Raw genomic sequence first — 22147 nt, 5'->3', positions numbered from 1 at the left:
TATTTTCTGTTACCCTTCGCTTGTCACTTCATCACCTACTTACCTAATCACTCTTGGAAACCCTTATCATGGTCGGCAACTTGTTGCTGGGCCTTTCTCTTCTAGTTGGTCTGCACGAGTTCGGACACTTTGCGGCGGCCAAGTACTTCAAGATTCGCGTCGATAAGTTTTACATCTTTTTCGATTTTCTATTTCCGCTGCCCAATGTTCTCAACTTCGCGCTGCTCAAGAAAAAAGTAGGCGAGACGGAGTATGGTATCGGCTGGTTTCCATTGGGCGGCTACGTCGCCATCCATGGCATGATTGACGAAACCCAGGACGCTGAAGCACTGGCCGCCGAGCCGCAGCCCGATGAGTTCCGCGCCAAGCCAGCCTGGCAGCGCCTGATTGTGATGCTCGGAGGTATTATCATGAACGTCCTGACCGGCATCGTGGTCTTTACACTGCTTACTTTCATCCAAGGCGAGAGTTACCTGCCTGCTTCTGAAGCTCGCTTTGGGGTAGTACCCAATGGCCTGGGCCGGGAAATTGGCTTCCGCACCGGCGACAAAATTGTGAAAATCAACGGGCGCCCTTTCACTGAGTTCGATGAAGTCCGCTCCCCTGATTTTCTGCTCGGCGATAACAGCTACTACACCGTAGAGCGCGATGGCAAACTGCTAGACCTGAACTTGCCTTCTCGGTTCATGGACAAGCTTACCGCCAATGGCGACAGTCTGTTCATTGCGCCTCGGTTGCCTTTCGTGGTAGGCCGCGTAGTAGCCGGACAGCCAGCCGCCGATGCCGGCCTCAAGCCAGGTGACAAGCTAGTACGCATTGCCGACCGACCCGTGCAGTATTTCGATGAGTTGCAGGCGGCACTGTTGGCGCAAGCTGGCAAACCTACCGCTGTAGGCATCGTGCGCAATGGGCAGCCTCAAACATTGACCGTGAAAGTAACGTCGGCGGGCAAAATGGGCTTCGAGCCCAAGCCACTGCTGCATTACAGCACGCGCCACTATGGCTTCGTAGAGTCGATACCCTTGGGCATAAAAAATGCTTTTGGCATTATTGCCGTGCAAGCAAAGGCTATTGGCAAGATATTCAAAGGTCAGGCTTCAGCCGTTGATTCGTTGGGTGGCCCGGTTGAAATTGCGCAGCAGTATGGCGGGCAATGGGATTGGCTGCGTTTCTGGGTGCTTACTGGTTCGCTTTCCATGGTGCTGGCCTTCATGAATCTGCTTCCTATTCCGGCGCTCGACGGCGGGCACGTGCTGTTCCTGCTCTACGAAATGATTGCCGGTCGGAAGCCGTCCGATAAGTTTCTGGAAAACGCGCAGAAAGTCGGCACGCTAATGATCATGGCCCTCATGATATTCGTGCTTTTCAAGCCCCTGATCAAAGTATTTCTGAAGTAGAACCGGCCATACCCGTTTCTGCTCTTGCCACCTTATGCTTCGCAAACTGCTCGTACTTCCTGTGCTGCTAGCTGCTACGCTCACCGCGTGGGCGCACGCCTATCACGCCAGCATTATGGATGTGCGCTACAACGCACAAAAGCAGCAACTTGAAATTGCGCTCAAAGTCTTCACCGATGACTTCGAGAAGGCCCTTTCCACGGGTCGTCCTGCAGCTATCAGCCTCGACCAGTCGCCGAAGCCGCTGGTAACCCAGCTCACTACGGACTTGTTGCGTAAGTCCTTAGCCTTCGGGACCAAGCCCGGCGAAATGCTTCCCTTGCAGTTGCTAGGCATGCAAAAGGAGAGTGATGCGCATTGGCTCTACTGCACTGTGAAGCTCGCCAAACCAACGACTAGCCTCACCCTGCGGCATTCCCTGTTGCTTCTCACCTTCCCCGATCAGATGAACATTGTGAACGTGGAAGCCGGAGGCAAGAAGCAAAGCACGCTGTTTCGTGACGGCGAAGAGGAACAGCGCATTAGCTGGTAACAGCTAAGCGCGTACTCCTGATACCAAAAGGCGCCTGCTACAAAGAGTAGCAGGTGCCTTTTGGTATCAGGAGTACGCGCTTAGCTTAAGCAACGCTATTTCCAGTCGGCTGCGTCGGTGTTCTTCTTGCCATCGTCGGGCTTAATTAGCCGGAACTCTACGCGGCGGTTGGTTTTAGCATCTTCTGCCGTAACCTCTGGGCGCAGCGGCTGAGAACTACCATAACCCATATCCTCGATGCGGTTTGGCTGCAATTTCCCTTTCTGCTCGATGTAGCGCCGGATGGCTGCTGCGCGGTCCTGGGAAAGCTTTTCGTTGAAGTCAGCATCGCCTTTGGAGTCGGTGTGGCCTGAAATGCTGAGGCGGAAGGCCGGATGGTCGACCATAAACAATGCAATGCGGTCGAGGACGGGATGCATGGACGCCCGGATGTTGGACTTGTCTTGGTCGAACTCGATGTTTTTGAAAATCAGGGGTAGGCCGTAGTCGATGGAATTCGTCATGAGCTTCATCACGGTGTCTCCCTTCAACTCGAAGTTCTTTTCAACGCTGAAAAAATCAGGACTTTGAATCAGCATAACGTAGTGCGAGCCTTCAATCAAATCGAAGTCAAATGAGCCGTCCGGGCGGAGGTATTTTGCGGCTACTTCAATCCCGTTGTCGGTGTCGATGATGGTAACGATGCCGTTTAGCGGCTTCTGCGACACGGAGTCAACGAGCGAGCCTTCGATGTGTGTAGTGGAAAGCGGCTGCGCTTCCATGGGTAGTGGAAAGGAGTAGAGGTCCAGGTTTTTCATGTCCTTTTCCTCGGAGCGCGCATAATACAGGTTCTGCGAGTCGGAATCGATGGTAAAGTAGTATTCCGATCCTTTGCCATTTACTAGCGGCCCAATGTTCTTGGGCTCTTGCCAGCGGCTCCGGACGCGGTACGTTTTGTAGATGTCGAAATCACCGTAGTTGAGCAACTGCCCGCGCGACGAAAAGTAGAGCACATTGTAGAGCGGATGGTAGAAAGGGCTTACCTCACTTTCCCGGGTGTTCACCACCGGGCCTAAGTTTTCGGCCGCCGCCCACTGGTTGTTTTTGTTTTTGTAGGTGTACCAAATGTCGGAGAGGCCAAAGCCTCCGAGCCGGTCGGAGGCGAAGTATAACGTGTCCTCGTTCAAAGAAAGTGTGGGCTGCGAGTCCCAAGCCGTCGAGTTTACTTGTGCTCCAAGGCTTTTGGGTACGGTCCATTGCCCATCTTTGAAGGTAGAGGTAAACAGGTCGCAGTTGCCGTGGCAGCTAGGGCACTCGCAGCGGGCAAAGTAGATGGTCTTGCCGTCTTTAGTGAAGCAGGCAGATCCTTCATTGTAGAGCGAGTTAATGGGTTTCGGCAGGGGTTCGGCTTCCGACCACAACTCGCCTTCTTTGCGCGACACGTACAAATCTTCGTCCACTACACCATGAATGCCGCGCATTTTGCGCTTCGAAGAAAACAGCATCATGCCGGCCGTCGAATTCAGAGTGGGGCCGTAGTCTTCGGCCTTGGAGTTGATGGCGTCGCCCATGTTGGTATACACGCCTTTGGGCGGCCGAAAGGCCACGATGCCTTTTCGGTACTCCACCAAATCGTAGTACGTTTTCAGCGGCACGTAGAGGTCGGCCGTTTTCTGCTCTAAAGAGTCGTAGTAGAGTTGGACCTGCTGCACATCTTGGCGGTGGTGCTTCAGCGCTAAGCGGAAGTATGCTTTCGCTATATCCTCTTTGCCAGCCTTTTCCCAAAGTTGCGCCAAGCGCCACAGCATAGAGGTATTACGAGCAAAGTTCTCGATGCCAAACTGGTGCACATATGCGCCAAGCAACGTGCGGGCTTGGTTCAAGTCACGCCTCTTTTCGGCCTTTTGAATGGCCCTCAGCTCTTTTTTATTTTCGTAGTAAGGAATCCGGTTGATGTTCGGAAAAGTGGGAGTTGCATCGGAGCGTAACCGCAGTTGCCGAGGCGCGCGAGCCGTTAACTTGCGTTGGCGTAGTGGAGCAGGACTGCTCTGTTGGGCCCAACCTGCAACGGGCAGCCCCAAGAATAACAGCAGTAGAAATGTGCGAAACAAGCGAGACATAACGATAGAAAGCGCAGGAGCCAGACAGCGTGGCGCGATAAAGGTCAAAAATAGGAATTTTCAGGTACTAACCGTCGGATTAATGCTATATAGCAACCCTATTCATGTTCTGCCGGTCTGGCTGGGTTTCGAGGGCTCCGTATGCCAGGTCTTGAGTAGCTCAGCGTGGCACAACACTTGTCAAACTAGTATCTTCGGAAGTCCGCTCGCCATTGAGCGAGGGTAGCCGTTGTGTTCCTGTCATTCTGGCACCGCTGGCTGCCGCTGCCTTTTGCTCCGAGTATGTATATAATTCCACCCGCTTTTCATCGTCTTTTCTATTGATGTCCGCCGATAATCCCGCCGAAGTGGTTTCTATTGTGGCTACTGACCCCGAGCAGCCTCTTGACATGCAGGATGCACCCGCCACGTTGCCTTTACTCCCAGTGCGCAATACCGTGTTGTTCCCCGGAGTGGTACTGCCCGTGACGGTTACACGCAAGAAAAGCGTCCGTTTGGTGCGCAAAGCCTATCGGGGCGACAAACTGGTAGGGGTAGTGGCCCAGAAAAACAATCAGCACGAAGATCCTGCCCTTGCCGACTTGTACGAGGTAGGTACAATGGCCCGGATTCTGAAGCTGCTGGTGCTGCCCGATGGCAATACCACGGTCATTATTCAGGGGCAGAGCCGCTTTCATATTGAAGAGCAAACCCAGGTTACGCCCTACCTCACGGCCCGGGTCAACTACTTCGCCGAGACGTTTCCAACCAAGAACACCAAGGAAGTGAAAGGCTTGGTGGCGTCGTTGAAGGATGCGGCTGCCAAGATGCTCCGGCTCAATCCCGAGATTCCACAGGAAGCCCAAGTGGCCCTCGACAACATTGAATCACCGGCCTTCCTCACCCATTTTCTGAGTTCCAACATCAATGTGGAAGTAGGGCAGAAGCAAAAGCTGCTCGAAATCAATGATGGAGTGGAGCGCGGCACCATGCTGCTGGAAATGATGATGAAGGAGATTCAGCATCTGGAAATCAAGCACGAAATCCAGAGCAAGGTCCACACCGACATCGATCAGCAACAGCGCGACTATTTCCTGCGCCAGCAGATCAAAGTGTTGCAGGACGAGCTAGGCGGCTCCGAAGGTCCCGACCAGGACGTTGATAAGTTCCGGCAGCGCGCCAAGCTCAAGCAGTGGCCCGAAACAGTGGCCAAGCACTTCAGCAAAGAACTAGATAAGCTGAGTCGGGTGAACCCACAGGCTGCCGAATATCCATTGAGTGTAAACTACGTGGAGTTTCTGTTGGACTTGCCTTGGGGCGAGCAAACCAAAGACAACTTCAACCTCAAGCGTACCCGCAAGATTCTGGATGCCGACCACTACGGCATGGAGAAGGTGAAGGAGCGCATTGTGGAATACTTGGCGGTGCTTAAGCTCAAGCAGGACATGAAGGCCCCTATTCTGTGCCTGTATGGACCACCCGGCGTTGGTAAAACCAGCTTAGGGCGTTCCATTGCCAAGGCGCTGGGCCGTAAGTATGTGCGCATGAGCTTGGGTGGCGTCCGCGACGAAGCGGAAATCCGGGGGCACCGCAAAACCTACGTGGGCGCTATGCCGGGCCGTATCATCTCACAGATTAAAAAAGCGGGTGCTTCCAACCCCGTCATTGTACTCGACGAAATAGATAAGTTAGCTTCCGATTTCCGGGGCGACCCATCGTCGGCACTGCTGGAAGTACTAGACCCCGAGCAGAATTCTACTTTCACCGATAATTATCTGGAAGTGGAGTACGACCTGAGCCGGGTGCTGTTCATTGCAACTGCCAACTCGCTCGACACCATTCAGCCTGCCCTGCGCGACCGGATGGAGATAATTGATTTGACGGGCTACACGCTGGAAGAGAAAACCCAGATTGCCAAAAAGCACCTGTGGCCCAAGCAACTCACCGACCATGGCCTGAGCATCAAGGACGTGGCCATTACAACTGCCGCCTTACAGCGCGTCATCGACGACTACACGCGTGAGTCGGGAGTGCGGAGCTTGGAGCGTAAATTGGGTGGCGTTGTGCGCAATATTGCCAAGAGCAAGGCCATGAGTGAGGCCTTTCCTGCCTCATTGGAGCCCAAGGATATCGAGCGGATCCTAGGCCCCGCCATCTTTGACCGGGATATATACCAAGACAACGAAACGGCCGGAGTGGTGACGGGTCTTGCCTGGACCTCGGTAGGAGGCGACATCCTCTTTATCGAAAGCTTGCTAAGCCGGGGCCGCGGTAAGCTGACGTTGTCGGGTCAGCTGGGTGATGTGATGAAAGAATCAGCCATCACCGCCTTAAGCTATTTGCGTAGCCGCGCTGAGGAGTTAGGCATTGATTACCGCCTCTTCGATCAGTATGACCTGCACATCCACTTCCCCGAAGGTGCCGTGCCGAAAGATGGCCCTAGTGCCGGTATTGCCATTTTTACCAGCATTGCATCGGTGTTTACGCAACGCAAAATCCGGAGCCATTTGGCTATGACCGGTGAAATAACGCTGCGTGGCAAGGTGCTGCCGGTAGGAGGTATCAAGGAAAAGATTCTGGCTGCCAAGCGCGCCGGTATCCGCGACATTATTCTGTGCAGCAAGAACCGCAAGGATATCCTTGAAATATCAGCCGAATACCTCAAAGAGGTAACTATCCATTATGCCGACCGGGTGGACGACGTGTTAAAGGTTGCTTTGCTAGACGAACTGGTGGAGCACCCCTTGAAACTCGTAGTTCGTGATGAGCCTCTAGCAGCGCCAGTGTCAAGCGTAGAAGTTCAGTAAGTGAATATGCAGGGGCATGCTGCTCGTTTCTGGTTGTGAGGCACAGGAGTGTTGTCCGATACCAGGTAGGAACGAGTGGTGTGCCCCTGAACTCATTTATGGCGCGCAATAAAATGCTTGGCCGTGCGTCTTAGATTCGCAACCTTCTTTAAACGCTGTATCTTGTTTGTATGATTCGACTGCTACACTGCCGGGTTATTGCTATAGTATGTATTGGCTTGGGGTTGAGCAACATCCCTGCCGCCGCTCAGATTGGCGGACAGCAGGCCTTCTCTTTTTTGAACCTGCCACCGGGCGCCAAAACTGCTGCCTTGGGTGGCGTCAACGTATCGTCCCGGGATTCTGACCCGACGATGTTTCTAAGCAACCCCGCTTTGCTGAACGCAGATATGGAGGGCCGGCTGGCACTAAGCTTCGTTGACTATCTGGCCGATATCAAGCAAAGCACGGCTGCTTATGCATTCAATACCGAAAAAGCTGGCCGCTTTGGCATCGGCTTGACCTACTTAAGCTACGGTAAGTTCGAGCAGTATGATGCCGCTGGCAACCCCATGGGAGAGTTTTCAGTGAACGAGTATGCCTTGAGCGTTGCTGATTCATACACGCAAGGCAACTTCACGCTGGCAGGCACAGCAAAGTTGGCAGTATCGGGTATTTCCGGTAATCATTCGGTGGGTGTGCTTGCTGATGTTGGCGCCGTTTTCAAACACCCAGAGCAAGACTTTACGGTTGGCTTAGCAGCACGCAACGTAGGATACCAACTCAAGCCGTATGCTGGTGCTAGTAGGGAGCCCATGCCTCTGGATGTCCAGATTGGGGCCTCTATCAAGCCCGAGCACATGCCGTTGCGGTTTACTATTACCGCGCATCATTTGCAGCAGTTCGACATTGTGTATCTGGACCCCAACCAGCGTGGCCAACTCGATGAGAACGGCGAAAGCATAAAGAAGAAAAAGACGGTTGGTGATAAAATTGCCCGGCACTTTGCAGTGGGTGGAGAGCTGATTCTAGGCAAAAACCTCAACCTGCGGGTCGGCTACAACCACCTGCAGCGCCGCGAGCTGCGCCTCGACAATGTAAGTGGCGGCGCAGGCATTGCCTTTGGCGTGATGCTGCGTATCAGTCAATTTCAGCTCGACTACACGCGCGCTGGCATGCATGCCAGCGGAGCTGCCAACTACTTCACTATTGCGCGTAACCTGAACACGCTGTTCACCAAAACGCAGTAACTCGGCGCTACAGTAAGACGCGTCTTGCTCCTGAAGAAAGGGCAGAAAGCAAAATCCAGCGAAGCAACTGGCAAAACCGTACGTGTATCTGTTGTTACTACGCAACAGCAGGGCGTCCTATTCACAACAGGACGTTTATTACTTTTCGGAAAGATTTTATTGATCGACTTTTCTTATGCTTGATTCCAGCAGTTTCCTTACCCCGGCCCAAATTGTGGCCGAGCTTGATAAATACATCATTGGTCAGCACGAAGCCAAGCGCCACGTTGCCATTGCTCTGCGTAACCGCTGGCGCCGGTTGCATGCCCCCGCCGACATGCAGCGCGAAATTGTGCCCAACAACATTCTGATGATAGGCTCTACCGGCGTCGGTAAAACAGAAATTGCGCGCCGCCTAGCCGCCATTGCCGATGCCCCCTTCACCAAAGTAGAAGCCTCTAAATTCACGGAAGTAGGCTATGTTGGCCGGGACGTGGAAAGCATGGTTCGCGACCTAGTGGAGCAATCAGTGAACCAAGTGAAGCAACGCCGCAAAGAAGCTGTGAAAGTACAGGCTGCGCAAGCTGTTGAAGATCTGATTTTGGATGCCCTTATTCCGCCTGTGAGCAGCGGTGGTTCAATAAGCAAGCCTTCTGTGGGTTTTGGCAGTCTGCCTGACGGCTCCACCATGCCCGACTCCGACTACGAGCTAAACGAACGCACGCGTGAGAAATTCCGCGACAAAATTCGCAGCGGCGAGTTAGACGACCGTAAAATCGAAATCAAAGTGCAGCAAGGCGGAGCACCAGGTATTGGTGTTGTTGGCGGTGCTCCGGGCATAGATGAAGCTTCCATGGCCGGCTTGCAGGACATGCTAGGCGCAATGATGCCCAAGAAAACGCGCAAGCGGAAAGTCACTATTGCAGAAGCGCGTAAGATTCTGCTGGACGAAGAAGCCGCCAAGCTCATCGACATGGATGAGGTGAAAGATGAAGCTATTCGGCAAGCTGAAAATGCAGGTATCATTTTCATTGATGAAATTGATAAAGTAGCGAGCCGGAGCAGCAAAGGCGGTGGCGGCCCCGATGTTAGCCGTGAAGGCGTGCAGCGCGACCTGCTACCGATAGTTGAAGGCTCGGCCGTGAGCACCAAATACGGCATCATCAACACCGACCACATTTTGTTTATAGCTGCCGGAGCCTTCCACGTAGCCAAACCGTCTGACCTAATACCGGAGTTGCAAGGCCGTTTCCCTATCCGGGTGGAACTTCAAAGTCTTACCAAAGATGACTTCTTCCGCATCTTGAAAGACCCAAAAAATGCTCTTACCAAGCAATACGAAGCTCTGTTACTAGCCGAGGATGTATTTCTGACGTTCGAGGATTCTGCTTTGGAGCGCTTGGCAGAAATAGCGTTTGAAGTGAATGCCGAAGTGGAAAATATTGGAGCGCGCCGGTTGCATACGGTTATGAGCCGCTTGCTCAACGATATTCTCTTCGATGTACCAGATCTTATCGGTCCCAACGCCCACATCCTCATCACCCGCGAATTAGTAGACGAGCGCCTACAAGGCATGGTCCGGAACCGCGACGTATCGCAGTATATTCTGTAAAATAGCTTCGCTTGAACAAGCGAAAAAACAAGTGCCGTCAACGGACAAGTGACTCTCCGCGTATCTAGTGCGGGGCTTCTTTTGGCCACTGACGGCACTTTTCGTTTATCCTGTCATCTGTTTCGCATGCACTACTACATCATTACCGGCGCCAGCCGTGGTTTAGGCAAAGCACTAGCCGAAGCTGTGTTACGCCAATCTGATACACATGTTTTGGGAGTGTCACGCCACGCTACTATCACGCACGAGCGGTATCAACACCAGCCGCTCGACCTATCCGACATCACAGCAGTAGAGAACAACCTACACAAAGTGTTCCCTGCCTGTCCGGGCGCCGCTAGCATAACGCTCATCAATAATGCTGCGGTGTTGGGTAACATTGGCTACCTAGGTGAGCATCAGAACGAGCATTTCGAATTTGTGTTCAATGTCAATGTAATAGCACCCGCTATGCTAATGAACACCTTTCTAAGTGCTTATTCCCAGCAAACCAGTATCCCTCGTACCATCCTAAATATCAGCAGCGGAGCCGCCCAACGTGCCGTAGACGGATGGGGAGCCTACAGTGCCTCCAAAGCCGCTCTTGATGCGCTAACTCGCACTGCACAGAAAGAGCAAGACTTACGAGGCTCTGGAATCCGCTTACGCAGCTTGTCACCAGGCGTGCTAGATACTGCTATGCAAGAGCACATCCGAGATGCTGATGTTCACAGCTTTAGCGAGGCTTCTAAGTTTTCTGCCTTGCATGCAGAGGGTAAACTACTAGAGCCAGAGGTGGTAGCAGATAAGGTAGTAGGGTGGCTGCAAAAGCCTAGCAGCTTTGGAGAGGAGACAATCGTAGGGCTGAAAGACCTTTAACGCGTGCTGCTAATACGTGCTCTTCTATCAGCTGCTAGTTGAATAGTCTATAAAAGTTTGCTTCTCAACTCTGAAAGTAAAACTAGAGTAACTAAGCAACTGTATTGTGAGCGGTATTGTCCTATCAGTGTGCATGTGGCTAAACAAAAAGAGCCCTCTGTATCATACAGAGGGCTCTTTTTATTGTCTGTTGAAACTTAAGGAATCAATCTTACTCGTACTGGCATCGGGACAATAGTAGTGCCATCTTCCAGTGTTAAGCGGAAATAATACTGGATTTCCGTAGGTATGTTGTTTGTGCTAGGAGCCGGTAGAGCAGTTGGAACTACTGCTACTGGAGGGTTACCTGTTGTTGCGACGGGACCAAAAGCCGCTCCATTCCTTATGCGGTAAGCCAAGTAATCTGCCAAAGTCGAAGTAAAGGAAATTTGGTTGGTCCCATTGCCTGCAATAGGAGCAGTGTTCAAAGAGGAAGCAGCAGCAGTTGAATTCAGATTTGCTAAATTGGATATAGCAGACGGGCCTGTAGCTACTTTCGTAATTGCAGCAATCTTTCCCTTGTCAGCAGGAATTTCAAAGTTGATGGTGAAGTTGCCACCAGCGCTAACGGAAGTGGTAATAACTGGGTAGCGTTCTGTGAATTCGGCATTAGATACCGTAACAGGTATACTCGCTAAGCTGTCTTCTACCGGACCCAAATTATCACCATAGTCTTTTTCGCAGGCAAAAAAGCCAGCTGATAAAAAGACGATAGCGCAAAGTTTTATGAAATGATTTTTCATGAGGAGTAAAATGAGAATTGATGCTGAGACCGACCACTAATCAACGTCCCACCATACGGGTTCGATAGTACCAGGAACTGGGTTAGGAGCATTAGCAGCATTACCAGAGCTTTCAGAGGCCGGATACACGAAGCGCTTCGGAATTTTGGTAGGATCATCACCTTGTGCATTTAGTACCAACGCCAATCTTGGGTATCCAGTCCGGCGGTAATCATTGTAGGCTTCGTACCCATTGCCTACCCAAGCAATCCATTTTTGCGTTATAATCTTATTAAGATTCTTCTGCTTGGTAGCGTCATCAGTTGCTGGCGACAGGTTCACTACGCTAGGGTTATTGGCGAAGTAAGTTTCTATAGCTTCATTCGAAATACCTGCCTTGCTCATAGAAGCACGAATGGCATCTTGGTATAGACCCTGCACGGTGCTACCGCCCGTTGACGTCCCTAGTATAAGGGCCGATTCTGCCATAATGAACAAACGTTGAAAGTTTGTAAGTAGGCGAATAGGTGCTTCTCCTGCGTTGCCAGTGAAATAAACGTTGTACTTGGAGCGGTTAGCTTTCGCGGTTGGTGCTGCAATATTGTTGCCGTTTTGATAACCGTAGAAGACACCAAGCGGAGTGGTGGTCGAGCCTGCAGTACTCGCAGGAACTGTATTGAAGTAGATCGGTAGGCGCGGGTCATTCTTAGTACGCATACTATCCAACAGACGCTGACTCAATGTGAGATCGAGTTCGCGCTGTCCCGCAACAGAGCCAGTTACGTTGACCCCGTTGAAGTCATAGATAGGGTTACGGTTACCTACAGTACCACCGAACGGAACTTGAAAATCGTCAGTGTTGCTAGCAATGAAATTATTGCCTCTAATTACCTCGTCAATGATAGCCTTAGCTAAAGCTGGCTCTTTACGGCTGATGGTATTAGCCAATTTTAAGCGAAGCGTATTGCCCATGCGCTTCCATTTGGCAAGGTCGCCTCGGTATACTGGATCATCAACGGCAGAAGGAACCAGCGTACTTTGCTGATCAATTTCCGCGAGGCCTTCTTTTACTAGTGCATCAAGGCTCTGGACGTCGGCAGAACCTTTGTAAATATCCTCCTGCCGATCAAAACGAGGCTGCAGCTTGGCCAAACCCTGAAGAGCTTCCGAATATGGAATATCTCCCCATAAGTCTGTTACCATCGCAAAGTTGTAAGCCTTGAGCAATTTTGCAATACCTGAATAAGCAGGGCTAGTAGCAGTATTTGCTACTGTTATGAGGGTGTTTGTGTTTTCGAGGACACCCGCGTACTGCTCAAACTGCCATTGGTTATCAAGTCCGCCACGGATGTTATACACATCTTGACCCGATGCCTGGTTGGCCGTGCCCGCTACATGTTGTACTAGCAACGACGAAATACGATTGATTTCGTTGCCATTAGAGAAGCCCGTAGTGATGATGCTGCTAGTGAGCAACACACTTGGAGGAGCAGTAAGGCTGTTGTTAGGGGTTGTGTTTACGTCGAGAAAGTCTTCCACGCAGCTTGTAGCGCCGAGGGCTACCACTCCTGCTAGCGTAAGACCAATGTATTTCTGATATCTCATGTTTTAAAATCGAAATGCTTTGTTGAAGCTGTATTACAAAGTGAAGCGCAAGTTGATGCCGTAGTTGCGGGCATTAGGCGAACCTTGTAATTCCAAGCCGCGGATGTTGCCAGCGCCTTGAGTGTTTACTTCCGGGTCAAAAGGAGCATTGGGAGCGTAATAGAACAGGTTACGGCCTGATAGCGATATAGTAGCCTGTCCAAATGGCGTGCGCTCCAGTAGCCCTTTAGGAAGTGTATAGCCCAGTGTTACTTCACGTAGGCGATAAACCGTAGCGTCATACACGTTCAAATCACTTTGCAGACCGAAGCTTCCCCAGTAGGATTGAGCGTCAACCTGAATATCATTTGGACGATAGGTACCGTCAGCATTTGCAATGACGCCCGGTATTACGCGGGGCGCTTCACGGTTTTTACCAGTTTCTTCCAAAGAACCGTTGCCTTTGAATGTGCCAGCGGTGAAGGAGATTACATCACCGCCATACACAGCATCAACCAAGAAAGAAGCTGTGAGGCCTTTGTAGCTTACTGTGTTGTTAATGCCAGCCTGCCAATCTGGGTTTGGATTAGAAATTAGCTGGTTGGTTAACTCAGGCGCGAATAGGCCGGTAGCCGGATTGATGATATATTGGTCGTAATAAGGACTGTTACGATCGGTTACACGGGGTTTTTTCTGTCCTCTGATAACACCGTAAGGTTGATTCACTACAAATGATGGGCTTGTTCCTGTGAAGGTGGCACCCGCAATTTGCGATTGAGTCACGCCCTCAGAAATCTCCAGCACTTTGTTGCGGATACGAGTGAAGTTGACGCTTACATCCCAGCGAAAATCATTGGCACTTACTGGGGTAATGTTCACCAAAGCCTCGTAGCCGCTGTTATCCACGCGGCCCACGTTGGTGGTGCGTGTTAAGAAACCAGAAGAGGGAGCTGTGGATACGTCAAGGATTTGACTCTCACTGACAGTCTTAAAGTATGTCAGGTCGAATGTCAGCTTGTTGTTGAAAAAGCCCAGGTTGGTTCCTACTTCGTACGAATTAGTGAATTCCGGTGTCAGTGCTTGGCTACCCAAACGGTTTCCAATATCAAAGCCAGCGTAGTTCGCATTATTGATAATGAACGGGAAGCTAACACTAGCCACGTTGTTGCCTTGCGTGGCTACTCCATAGGTTGTGTTGAGCAGGTATGGATCTGCATCGCGGCCTACTTGCGATATGTTACCCCGAATTTTACCGTATGAGAAAAAATCGTTAGATATCTTGAAGGCATCAGTGAATACGAAGCTAGCCGTTGCTGACGGATAGAAGAAAGTGTTGTTCTCCTTAGGCAGTGTCGAAGACTGATCGGCACGACCTGTGAGTTCTAAGAACAAGTAGTTGTTGTACGAGAGCGACAACTGTCCATAGTACCCTAGGAGACGACGTGTTGAATTTACTTCACTTGTACCATTAGAGAAGGTAGTAGCGTTTGCTAGGTTGTAAAAGTTAGGCAGCGTTAGGTTGTCGCCTTGGGCAAACACTTCCTGTCTGCGGCGCTGGTTGATATTTTGACCCAATAAAAGGTTCGCGTTGAGACCTTCTGCAAAAACATTATCCTTTTTCAAGGTCACCAACAAATCACCGTTGATTTCACTCCGGAACAATGTCTGATCAATCACTTGTCCAGCAGCAGCACGTGTCGAACTGATGTCGTATATCTGTTTGCGACGGTCAGTATACGTGTCAAGTCCTGCACGATAGGCTACGTTCAACCAAGGCGTTACTTCATAGCTCAAGTTAGCTATGTTAATGAAGCGAGTGAGGTTGGAAGTAGAAGAATTGCGTAGCAAGCTCCACAGTGGATTTTCACCCCCAGCAAATGGTATGTTCCGTCCTGTGTTAGGATCAATATAGGGCAGGCCTTGCAAGTTGTAACTGCGCGGTACTACGTTCAAACGTCCAAATGGCGAACCACCATTACCCTGCTGAGGCCCTAGTTGGTTGGTCTGAATAAAGTTGACAGACCCGCCCGCCCGTAATTTGTTGAGCAGTGTAGTATTGCCACCCAATTGAATGCTAGTACGATTTAATTTAGAGTTTTCCGTAACGCCTTTTTGGCTAGTGTTATTCACACTTAGCGACAAATTTTGGTCAGCATTGCCACCTGCAATGTTTACACCATTCTGCAGAATCTGACCCTGGCGGTAGAAATCCTTGATGTTATTAGGATATGCTCGGTAATCTTGTTCCTGAATACTACCATCAGCGGCTCTATAGAGCAGGCCGTTGGCTAGCGTAGGAGTAGTGCCAAAACGAGGGCCCCAAGAGTTTGTGCCACCGGTATTTGGATCTCCGTTCGTTAACTGATTTATACCTCCAGTACCTTGTCCGTAATCGTTCTGTAGGTCCATCAGACCGTATACACGCTGAAGCGAGAAGCCTGAAGTAACGGTTACCTCGAGCTTCTTGTTTGCGTTTCGACCAGACTTAGTGGTGATAATTACAGCACCAGAAGAAGCTCGCGAACCATAAAGAGCAGCCGCAGCGGGACCCTTCAGAATGTTGATGCTTTCTATGTTTTCTGGATCAATGTCTGCTGCCCGGTTTGACTGCTGAGCCCCAAACAGTGTGCTGGAAGTACGATCCAAATCATTGCTAATTGGAATACCATCTACCACAAACAAGGGCTGATTGTTACCACCCAAAGAAGTTATGCCACGAATGTTAATATTCGATGAAGCGCCTGGTAAGCCACTAGACGTAACAATGTTAACGCCTGCCACTTTGCCTTGGAGTGCGCTAAGCACGTTTGGCTCTGACTTTTGCGAAATCTGATCTGCTTTGATTTGCTGTGTAGCGTAACCTAATGAACGAGTGTCTCGCTCGATACCAAGGGCGGTTACTACTACTTCGCTCAACTGCTTGGAGTCCGTGGCAAGACCTACATCAAGTTTGTTGTCAGTGCCAATCGGGCGTTCCACTGAGACATAGCCAACCGAGCTAAAAACAAGCGTACCACCAGCCGCCGGTACGTTGTTTAAATTAAACGAGCCATCCGAGTTTGTGGAAACACCATTTGTCGTGCCTTTCAAAAGCACTGTTACACCGGGTAGGCCTTCACTAGTCTGCCGATCCGTTACTTTACCAGAAATGCTCCGGTCTTGTGCCGCCACCTGCTGCAACAGGCCGACCATGAGTACAGGACTCATGAGTAGGGTTTTATTCATGTAAAAGGTGTGAAAGTGAAGAAGATAAAAACTTCGTCAGAGGGACTGAAGAAACAAATCGGATTCACAATTTACAGCATAATTTGAAAGTTATATGGACTATACCCGAGAAAATATCAACCGGAACTGCTTTTTTTAACTATATGTGTCAAATAGCGTAGTCCAGCTTGGATTAAGCTGGTGCAACAAATCAATGTGTAAGGCAAGAGTTACTTAGCCAACGTACATGCTCTTTTTGTCGATTGTATTAATCAAGAGCTTGAAAAAATAGTGCGTATGAGTAAATGTGTATATACATGCTTTTTTTGTATAAAAGTCATAAAAGAAGCGCCGACCATTTGGCCGGCGCTTCTGAGCATTCATTAAGCCATTAATAGCTTTCTCTAGCCTAATTATTAAGCAGTTATAGCAGCCGTAAAAAAACGGGTTTCTATACTTCCGTCTGGTAATGTAGCATCTACTCTAAAAGAGTAGGAGCCGACTAAGGTACCTGATGCTCGTACTGAAGTAGCAGGCACACTGAGGGTTACGAATCCGTCAGTCACAGGTAGATTACCTAGAACTACAGACCCTCCGGTATATGTACTCGTGACTCTAACGCTAGTAGCTCCTGGGGCAGCTATCTTCAACACAACGTTGCCAGTAGAGCGGTAGCTAGCAGTAATCTTGTCGATGTTGTCGTCGAAGACAATTTGCGTTTGAGGTGTCACGCGGAAGTTTTCTTCTTCCTTTTCGCAGCTAGCTAGAGCCACAACTGTTACTAAAAGTAACAGAATATTGTAAATGAATTTTTTCATGTATCGAATCTTATTGAAAAAGAGAAGGGTACCCCGTGAGCTGTTAATAGGGTGCTCACGGGGCAACAACTACTAGCGGCCTGGATCCCAGAATACAGATGGAGCCGTCAAATCGGTCCGCGCTGGGGTATTTGCTGGATTAGCTACACGCTCCAGATCAGAGTAAGGGAGAATACGTGGAATCTGCTGGACAGCAGCATTTGTGGCAAGAGGTAAGGCCGGGAAGCCGGTACGGCGCCAGTCAGTCCAAGGCTCCACTGCTACACCAAAATTGGCTACAAACTTCTCCTCAATTATTGTTCTTAGCAAACCATTAGCTGCAATTAGAGCTGGTACACGCAACACATACGCATCTGCATCAGCCGCGGAAACATCTGCCATTGTCATAGATGCACGGATACCGGCGTTGAGAGCAGTTATAGCACTGGTTGTGTTTCCTGTACGCTGGTAATACTCAGCCAAGATAAAGTTATACTCAGCAAATGTTAGCATCCGAACCGGGGCCGCGCCAGTGTACGTGGTGGTAGTACCTGTAGTAGTGGCCGCACCACGAATGAAAGTATGAAGACGTGAGAAAGAGGTACTAACTCCGTTCGTACCAGTACCATTGACAGCACCAGTGTACTGTTGACCACCTGATGGAAACACGGTGAAGTAAGAAGCTCGACGTGGGTCTGTTTTGCCATTCATCAAATTAACGATCGTCGCGCTCGGAAAAATTTGGTTTGGACGACGAAGATCGAACTGGTGGATGGGGTTCTCGTTATTTGATACAGCAGCAAAATTCAGTTGAAAATTATCTGCATTGCTGGTCATGAAGCTGTTCGGCCCTTGTTCAAGCAATTTTGCAATGCTGCTAGTAGCGGTGGGAGATACCTTGGGATAATAATGCAAATACAGCCGTAGTTTGAGCGTATTCGCAAACTTCTTCCATTTAGCTAAATCACCACCATATATTAGGTCATCGGTGCTTATTGCAAGCGCTGAGGTCTTATCAAGATCCTCAATACCTGAGTCGATAAGCGTGATAAGGCCAGTGTAGACATCTGCGGAGGCGGTATAAGTTGGCTGAACGTTAGTGGCAAACTTCAGAGCCTCTGTGTAAGGAATATCTCCCCAAGTATCTGTTGTGATGCCATACAGGTAAGCCTGCATAATCTTACTGACACCAGCATAATGTGGGCTGGTAGCCTGGGTCTGATCGATCAGTTTTTGGAGGTCTGCTAGCCCACCTCCGTAGATACCACTACGCCACACGTTGTTGATATCGGTAGCTGTAAGGTTATATCGGTCATATTCAGCACCCTGAATACCACCTCCACCTTGCCCTGCAAATTGCTGGGCAAATAAAAGACTGAAGCGGCTGATGTCAGACCCCATTTGGAAGCCTACGTGACTTTCGGCTGCCACTAATACGTTAGGTGCCGGAGCAACCAATATAGCATTAGGGCTCTGGTTCACGTCTAGAAAATCGTCGCAAGCACCCAGCAGCCCTAGTGAGGCTGTAAATGCAACGTATTTAGTAAAGCGAAAAAAGCGCATGTTATCTCAGGTTAAGCAATTAGAAGGTGAGGCGAATCGAAGCGCCGTACGTACGTGACTGGGGCAGAGCGTTGAATTCCAGACCCTGTGAGTTGCTTTGACCTTGAGCGTTAACTTCTGGGTCAATATGAGGCACATTAGGAGAGTACAAGAACACGTTGCGTGCATTCAGCCCTAACTCTACATTACCCAAGAACGTTCTATCAGTTATTGACTTAGGTAAGGCGTAAGTTAGAGCTACCTCACGTAGGCGAATCCAGGAAGCGTCAAACACTACGAATTCTGCTTTGCCAAATCCATAAAGGTCCTCGAAATAGTCTTCGGCTGTAATCTGAACATTGTTGGGCGTGAAACTCCCATCGGCTTGAGCAATTACGCCTTTGATAACATATACATTATCGCGGTCAGCGGTTTCTTTTACTGCCCCTTGACGACGCATATCACTCACGTTGCGGGAAATGATGTCGCCGCCATAGCGTATATCCAGAAGTGTATTAAGAGTCAGGCCTTTGTAAGAGAAGGTGTTTGTGAATCCACCAGTCCATTGCGGGTTAGGATCACCAACTACCTTGTTATCCAATGCCAATTGAGTGCGACCCTGAGGAGTCAACAACAGCTCACCTTGAGGCGAACGCTGGAATACGGAACCGAAAAGTACGCCGTATGGCTGGCCCGCAATCAGGCGGGTGCTAGGTGACACAAAGCCACCTAAAGTAATCTGGTCTACACCAGGAGCCAACGATATAACACGGTTACGAATGCGCGTCCAGTTGATCGAGTTGCTATAGGTGAAGCCACCAATCTTCACAGGGGTTGACGTAATAAGCAACTCTATTCCTTTTGCCTCTGACTTACCAATATTCTGGAATATGTTGGTGAACCCAGAAGCCCCAGCAACTGGTACTTGGAAGATGATATCTTTACTCTGCTGGTTGTAAACAGTCCCTTCTAAGCTCAAACGGCCACCGAAGAAACTCAAGTCAACACCCGCTTCGTAAGTAGTCGTGAATTCTGGACCTAGATTTGGGTTGCCGCCTACGTTATCCAATGATTGTCCTAGTTGACCACGGAAAGGGAAGTTGATTGCGGGGCCAAAGCCGTCTGAAGGGTTGTTGGTAGAAGCAAAGTAGGTATCCGTAGAGTATACTGGAGCTTCACGACCTACTGTAGCGGCAGCACCTCTGAGTTTGCCGGAAGTGAAAATTTTGTTGTCTTTCAAGCTTGGTATAGCTTCGGTGAAGACAATGCTAAGCGATGCACCAGGGTAGAAATACGAGCGGTTCTCTTTGCTGAAGGTAGAAGAGTAGTCATTACGACCAGTCAGTCCGAGGAAAGCAAAGTCTTTGTACCCAACATTCAAATCACCATAAAAACCAATCAGCCGGGTCTCAGTTTCGAGACCGAAAGGAATGAAAGTTTTAGCGCTTGTGATGTTATCGTATCCCCGAACCTGGATATCACTTCCAGTAACGCCCACGTCGTTGTCGCGACGTTGGTTGATTTCATTACCTAAAAGCAGGCGTAAATTGAAATCCTCGTTGATATCGTGCTTGAGAGTTAAGTTCAAATAAGAACTGAGTTCCCGACGAGTATAGGTCCGGTCACGAATGTTTCCAATGAGGGTAGGGTTTGTATTTACAATACTTGTACCCCGGCTGTCGCGCGAATTGACCTGTTTGCTCTCCTGAGCGTAGGTATCAGTGCCAAGTTTGTAATCCAAGGATAACCAATCAGCGAAATCGTATCCTATGCTGACGTTGCCAACAATGCGGTTTACCTCGTCATTATACCGGTTGTTTTTGATTGTCCACAGAGGATTGTCATCGCTGCTGTACCATGTGTTGCTTGGTATAGCGGTACCTCCTGCAGCATTCAGAACCTGCTGACCACCATTGGATAGCTCAAATGGGTACTTGTGCACGTCATAACTACGTGGTAAGAACCAAGTCCGGAAAAAAGGGTTAGATAACTGGTTGCCTTGCGGGGTACGTTTAGAAACGCTATTGGAGAAAATTACATTGACTCCGGTACGCAACTTTTCCGTTAATTGAGCATTACCGTTAAACGTTACAGTATTACGCTTCAGGTCGTTGTTATCTAATACTCCTACTTCATGTAGGTTGCCATAGGAAGCGAAATAGCGAGTACGCTCAGTTGCTCCAGATAGAGAAACGTTATTTTGGAAGTTAGAGCCTGTTTGAAAGATGTCCTCAATAACGTCAGGATTGATAGTCAGTGCTTCATCTTCACCACGGAAGTTAGTAACAATTTGGCCTGTAGCACGTGGCCCCCATGAACCCTGCGCTATGTTATTAAAGTTACCGCGGTTGCCTTGCCCGTACGTGTTCTGGTAATCGGGTAGGCGCCCTACTTTAACTATATTGTAGTTAGAAGTTACGTTTATGGATTGCTTCTTAGAGCCTAGCGTCGCACCTCGCTTTGTAGTGATGAGAATAGCACCCGAGGCTGCACGCGACCCATAAAGCACAGCCGCTGCAGGCCCTTTCAGAATGGATACTGTTTCAATGTCGTCTTGGTTGATGTCAATGGCCCGGTTGGAATTGGATACACCACCTTGCAGAGCGTTAGTACCACCGCCGTTATCGATTGGAATACCATCAACTACGAACAAAGGCTGGTTGCTACCGTTGAACGTGGTTAGACCACGAATGAAAATATTCGAAGAGGAACCAACCATGCCGTTAGAGGCTTGAACTCGCACACCAGCCACTTTGCCAGCTAGCGAATTTACTACGTTGGTCTGACGAGCTTGAGTAAGTTCTTCAGCTTGCACTTGAGATACAGAATATCCCAATGATTTCTTTTGTGCCTCTTGCCCTAAAGCAGTAACAACTACTTCGCTCAACTGCTTTGAGTCTGTAGCAAGGCCTACGTTGAGGGTGCTTTCATTACCGAGCGCACGCTCTACAGAAATGTATCCAACCGAGCTAAAAACAAGCGTACCACCGGATGCTGGCGCATTGCTTAAGTTAAAGCTACCGTCCGAATTCGTGGAAACACCATTTGTCGTGCCTTTTACGAGTACTGTTACACCGGGTAGGCCTTCACCAGTCTGCCGATCCGTTACTTTACCAGAGATGCTCCGGTCTTGTGCCGCCACCTGCTGCAACAGGCCGGCCATGAGTACAGGACTCATGAGTAGGGTTTTATTCATGTAGAAGGTGTAAAAATGAAGGAAATAAATCTGCGTTTAGCGTGAAAAAGAGCGGTTTATAGCCACAAATTACAAGCATAATTTTAAAAATAGCCTTGTTAAATAAAAATGTTGCTCACGTGCATATAGAAAAGTGAAAAATTGTATTTTTTTAGAAGAAAAAGGAAATCGTATGTTAAAATTTCACAATTGATGCGGACATATGTTTGTCAAGCTGTTGTTTGCAAATAGTAGATGTACACAGCGAACTCGTAAGTTATGAGAGCTTTCCATGTGTAAAGTATCATGTTAAACGAATAGTAAAGTAGCCGTAACGCGGCGTTCGATGATGGTGGTCAGTATGTATCAAGTTTTTCTATAATAGAAATTAGCAAGGAGAAAGAATTAAGTAGTGTCCAGCTCCCCTTTACTATATTATTATGGTGTAGCAGGTTGTCGATTGATGAATTGTCAAGCAATAGTGATAATGACAACTAAACATTTAGTATTTCAGGATTTATCCTATATTTGGTATGCGGGCATTCCTGAAGTAAATAATATGCATGACTATCTGTCGAGAGTAAATTTCTAC

The 22147-nt window shown here is 49.3% G+C and carries 13 protein-coding genes; 6 read left to right on the top strand and 7 right to left on the bottom strand.

Going from position 1 to position 22147, the window contains the following annotated elements:
• Positions 1–53 precede the first annotated feature (53 nt).
• Positions 54–1397: an RIP metalloprotease RseP gene (rseP, locus tag MTX78_RS17530; protein WP_243796986.1), complete on the top strand. Its 1344-nt coding sequence runs from the start codon at positions 54–56 to the stop codon at positions 1395–1397.
• Positions 1398–1431: 34 nt separating this feature from the next.
• Positions 1432–1929, top strand: a complete 498-nt coding sequence (locus tag MTX78_RS17525; protein ID WP_243796984.1) for a DUF6702 family protein — start codon at positions 1432–1434, stop codon at positions 1927–1929.
• A gap of 95 nt (positions 1930–2024) precedes the next feature.
• Here the strand turns inward: MTX78_RS17525 and MTX78_RS17520 are convergent, their stop codons facing one another.
• Positions 2025–4028 (bottom strand): OmpA family protein, encoded by a 2004-nt coding sequence (locus tag MTX78_RS17520; RefSeq protein WP_243796982.1) that lies wholly within the window; start codon positions 4026–4028, stop codon positions 2025–2027.
• Positions 4029–4351: 323 nt separating this feature from the next.
• Between MTX78_RS17520 and lon the strand changes: the two genes are divergently transcribed.
• The 4 genes from lon to MTX78_RS17500 all read left to right on the top strand — a co-directional run bounded on the left by lon (position 4352) and on the right by MTX78_RS17500 (position 10492).
• On the top strand, positions 4352–6814 hold the full coding sequence (gene lon / locus MTX78_RS17515; RefSeq protein ID WP_243796981.1) for an endopeptidase La: 2463 nt from the start codon (positions 4352–4354) through the stop codon (positions 6812–6814).
• Between the two features lie 170 nt (positions 6815–6984).
• Positions 6985–8043 carry a type IX secretion system protein PorQ gene (gene porQ / locus MTX78_RS17510; protein WP_243796979.1) on the top strand — a complete coding sequence of 353 codons (1059 nt, stop codon included), beginning with the start codon at positions 6985–6987 and terminating at the stop codon, positions 8041–8043.
• 175 nt (positions 8044–8218) lie between these two features.
• Positions 8219–9634 (top strand): ATP-dependent protease ATPase subunit HslU, encoded by a 1416-nt coding sequence (gene hslU, locus MTX78_RS17505; protein WP_243796977.1) that lies wholly within the window; start codon positions 8219–8221, stop codon positions 9632–9634.
• Positions 9635–9760: 126 nt separating this feature from the next.
• Positions 9761–10492: an SDR family NAD(P)-dependent oxidoreductase gene (locus MTX78_RS17500; protein WP_243796975.1), complete on the top strand. Its 732-nt coding sequence runs from the start codon at positions 9761–9763 to the stop codon at positions 10490–10492.
• A gap of 197 nt (positions 10493–10689) precedes the next feature.
• Here MTX78_RS17500 and MTX78_RS17495 read toward each other — a convergent pair whose 3' ends face one another.
• From MTX78_RS17495 to MTX78_RS17470, 6 genes are all read right to left on the bottom strand, one after another.
• A complete protein-coding gene (locus MTX78_RS17495) occupies positions 10690–11274 on the bottom strand; it encodes a hypothetical protein (protein ID WP_243796973.1) in 585 nt (194 codons plus the stop codon).
• A 36-nt stretch (positions 11275–11310) separates the two neighbouring features.
• Entirely contained in the window at positions 11311–12792 is a 1482-nt protein-coding gene (locus tag MTX78_RS17490) for a SusD/RagB family nutrient-binding outer membrane lipoprotein (RefSeq protein ID WP_243796972.1), read from the bottom strand.
• A gap of 99 nt (positions 12793–12891) precedes the next feature.
• A complete protein-coding gene (locus MTX78_RS17485; protein WP_243796970.1) occupies positions 12892–16062 on the bottom strand; it encodes a SusC/RagA family TonB-linked outer membrane protein in 3171 nt (1056 codons plus the stop codon).
• Between the two features lie 395 nt (positions 16063–16457).
• Entirely contained in the window at positions 16458–16859 is a 402-nt protein-coding gene (locus MTX78_RS17480) for a hypothetical protein (RefSeq protein WP_243796969.1), read from the bottom strand.
• A 72-nt stretch (positions 16860–16931) separates the two neighbouring features.
• Entirely contained in the window at positions 16932–18401 is a 1470-nt protein-coding gene (locus MTX78_RS17475) for a SusD/RagB family nutrient-binding outer membrane lipoprotein (RefSeq protein ID WP_243796967.1), read from the bottom strand.
• A gap of 19 nt (positions 18402–18420) precedes the next feature.
• The gene (locus MTX78_RS17470) at positions 18421–21576 is read right to left on the bottom strand and encodes a SusC/RagA family TonB-linked outer membrane protein (RefSeq protein WP_243796965.1); all 3156 of its coding nucleotides are present in this window, start codon (positions 21574–21576) and stop codon (positions 18421–18423) included.
• Positions 21577–22147 lie beyond the last annotated feature (571 nt).

This window comes from Hymenobacter tibetensis (genome assembly GCF_022827545.1).
Lineage (GTDB): Bacteria > Bacteroidota > Bacteroidia > Cytophagales > Hymenobacteraceae > Hymenobacter > Hymenobacter tibetensis.
The sequence above is the reverse complement of the archived record's forward strand: the minus strand, read 5'-3'. Positions and strand labels throughout refer to the sequence as shown.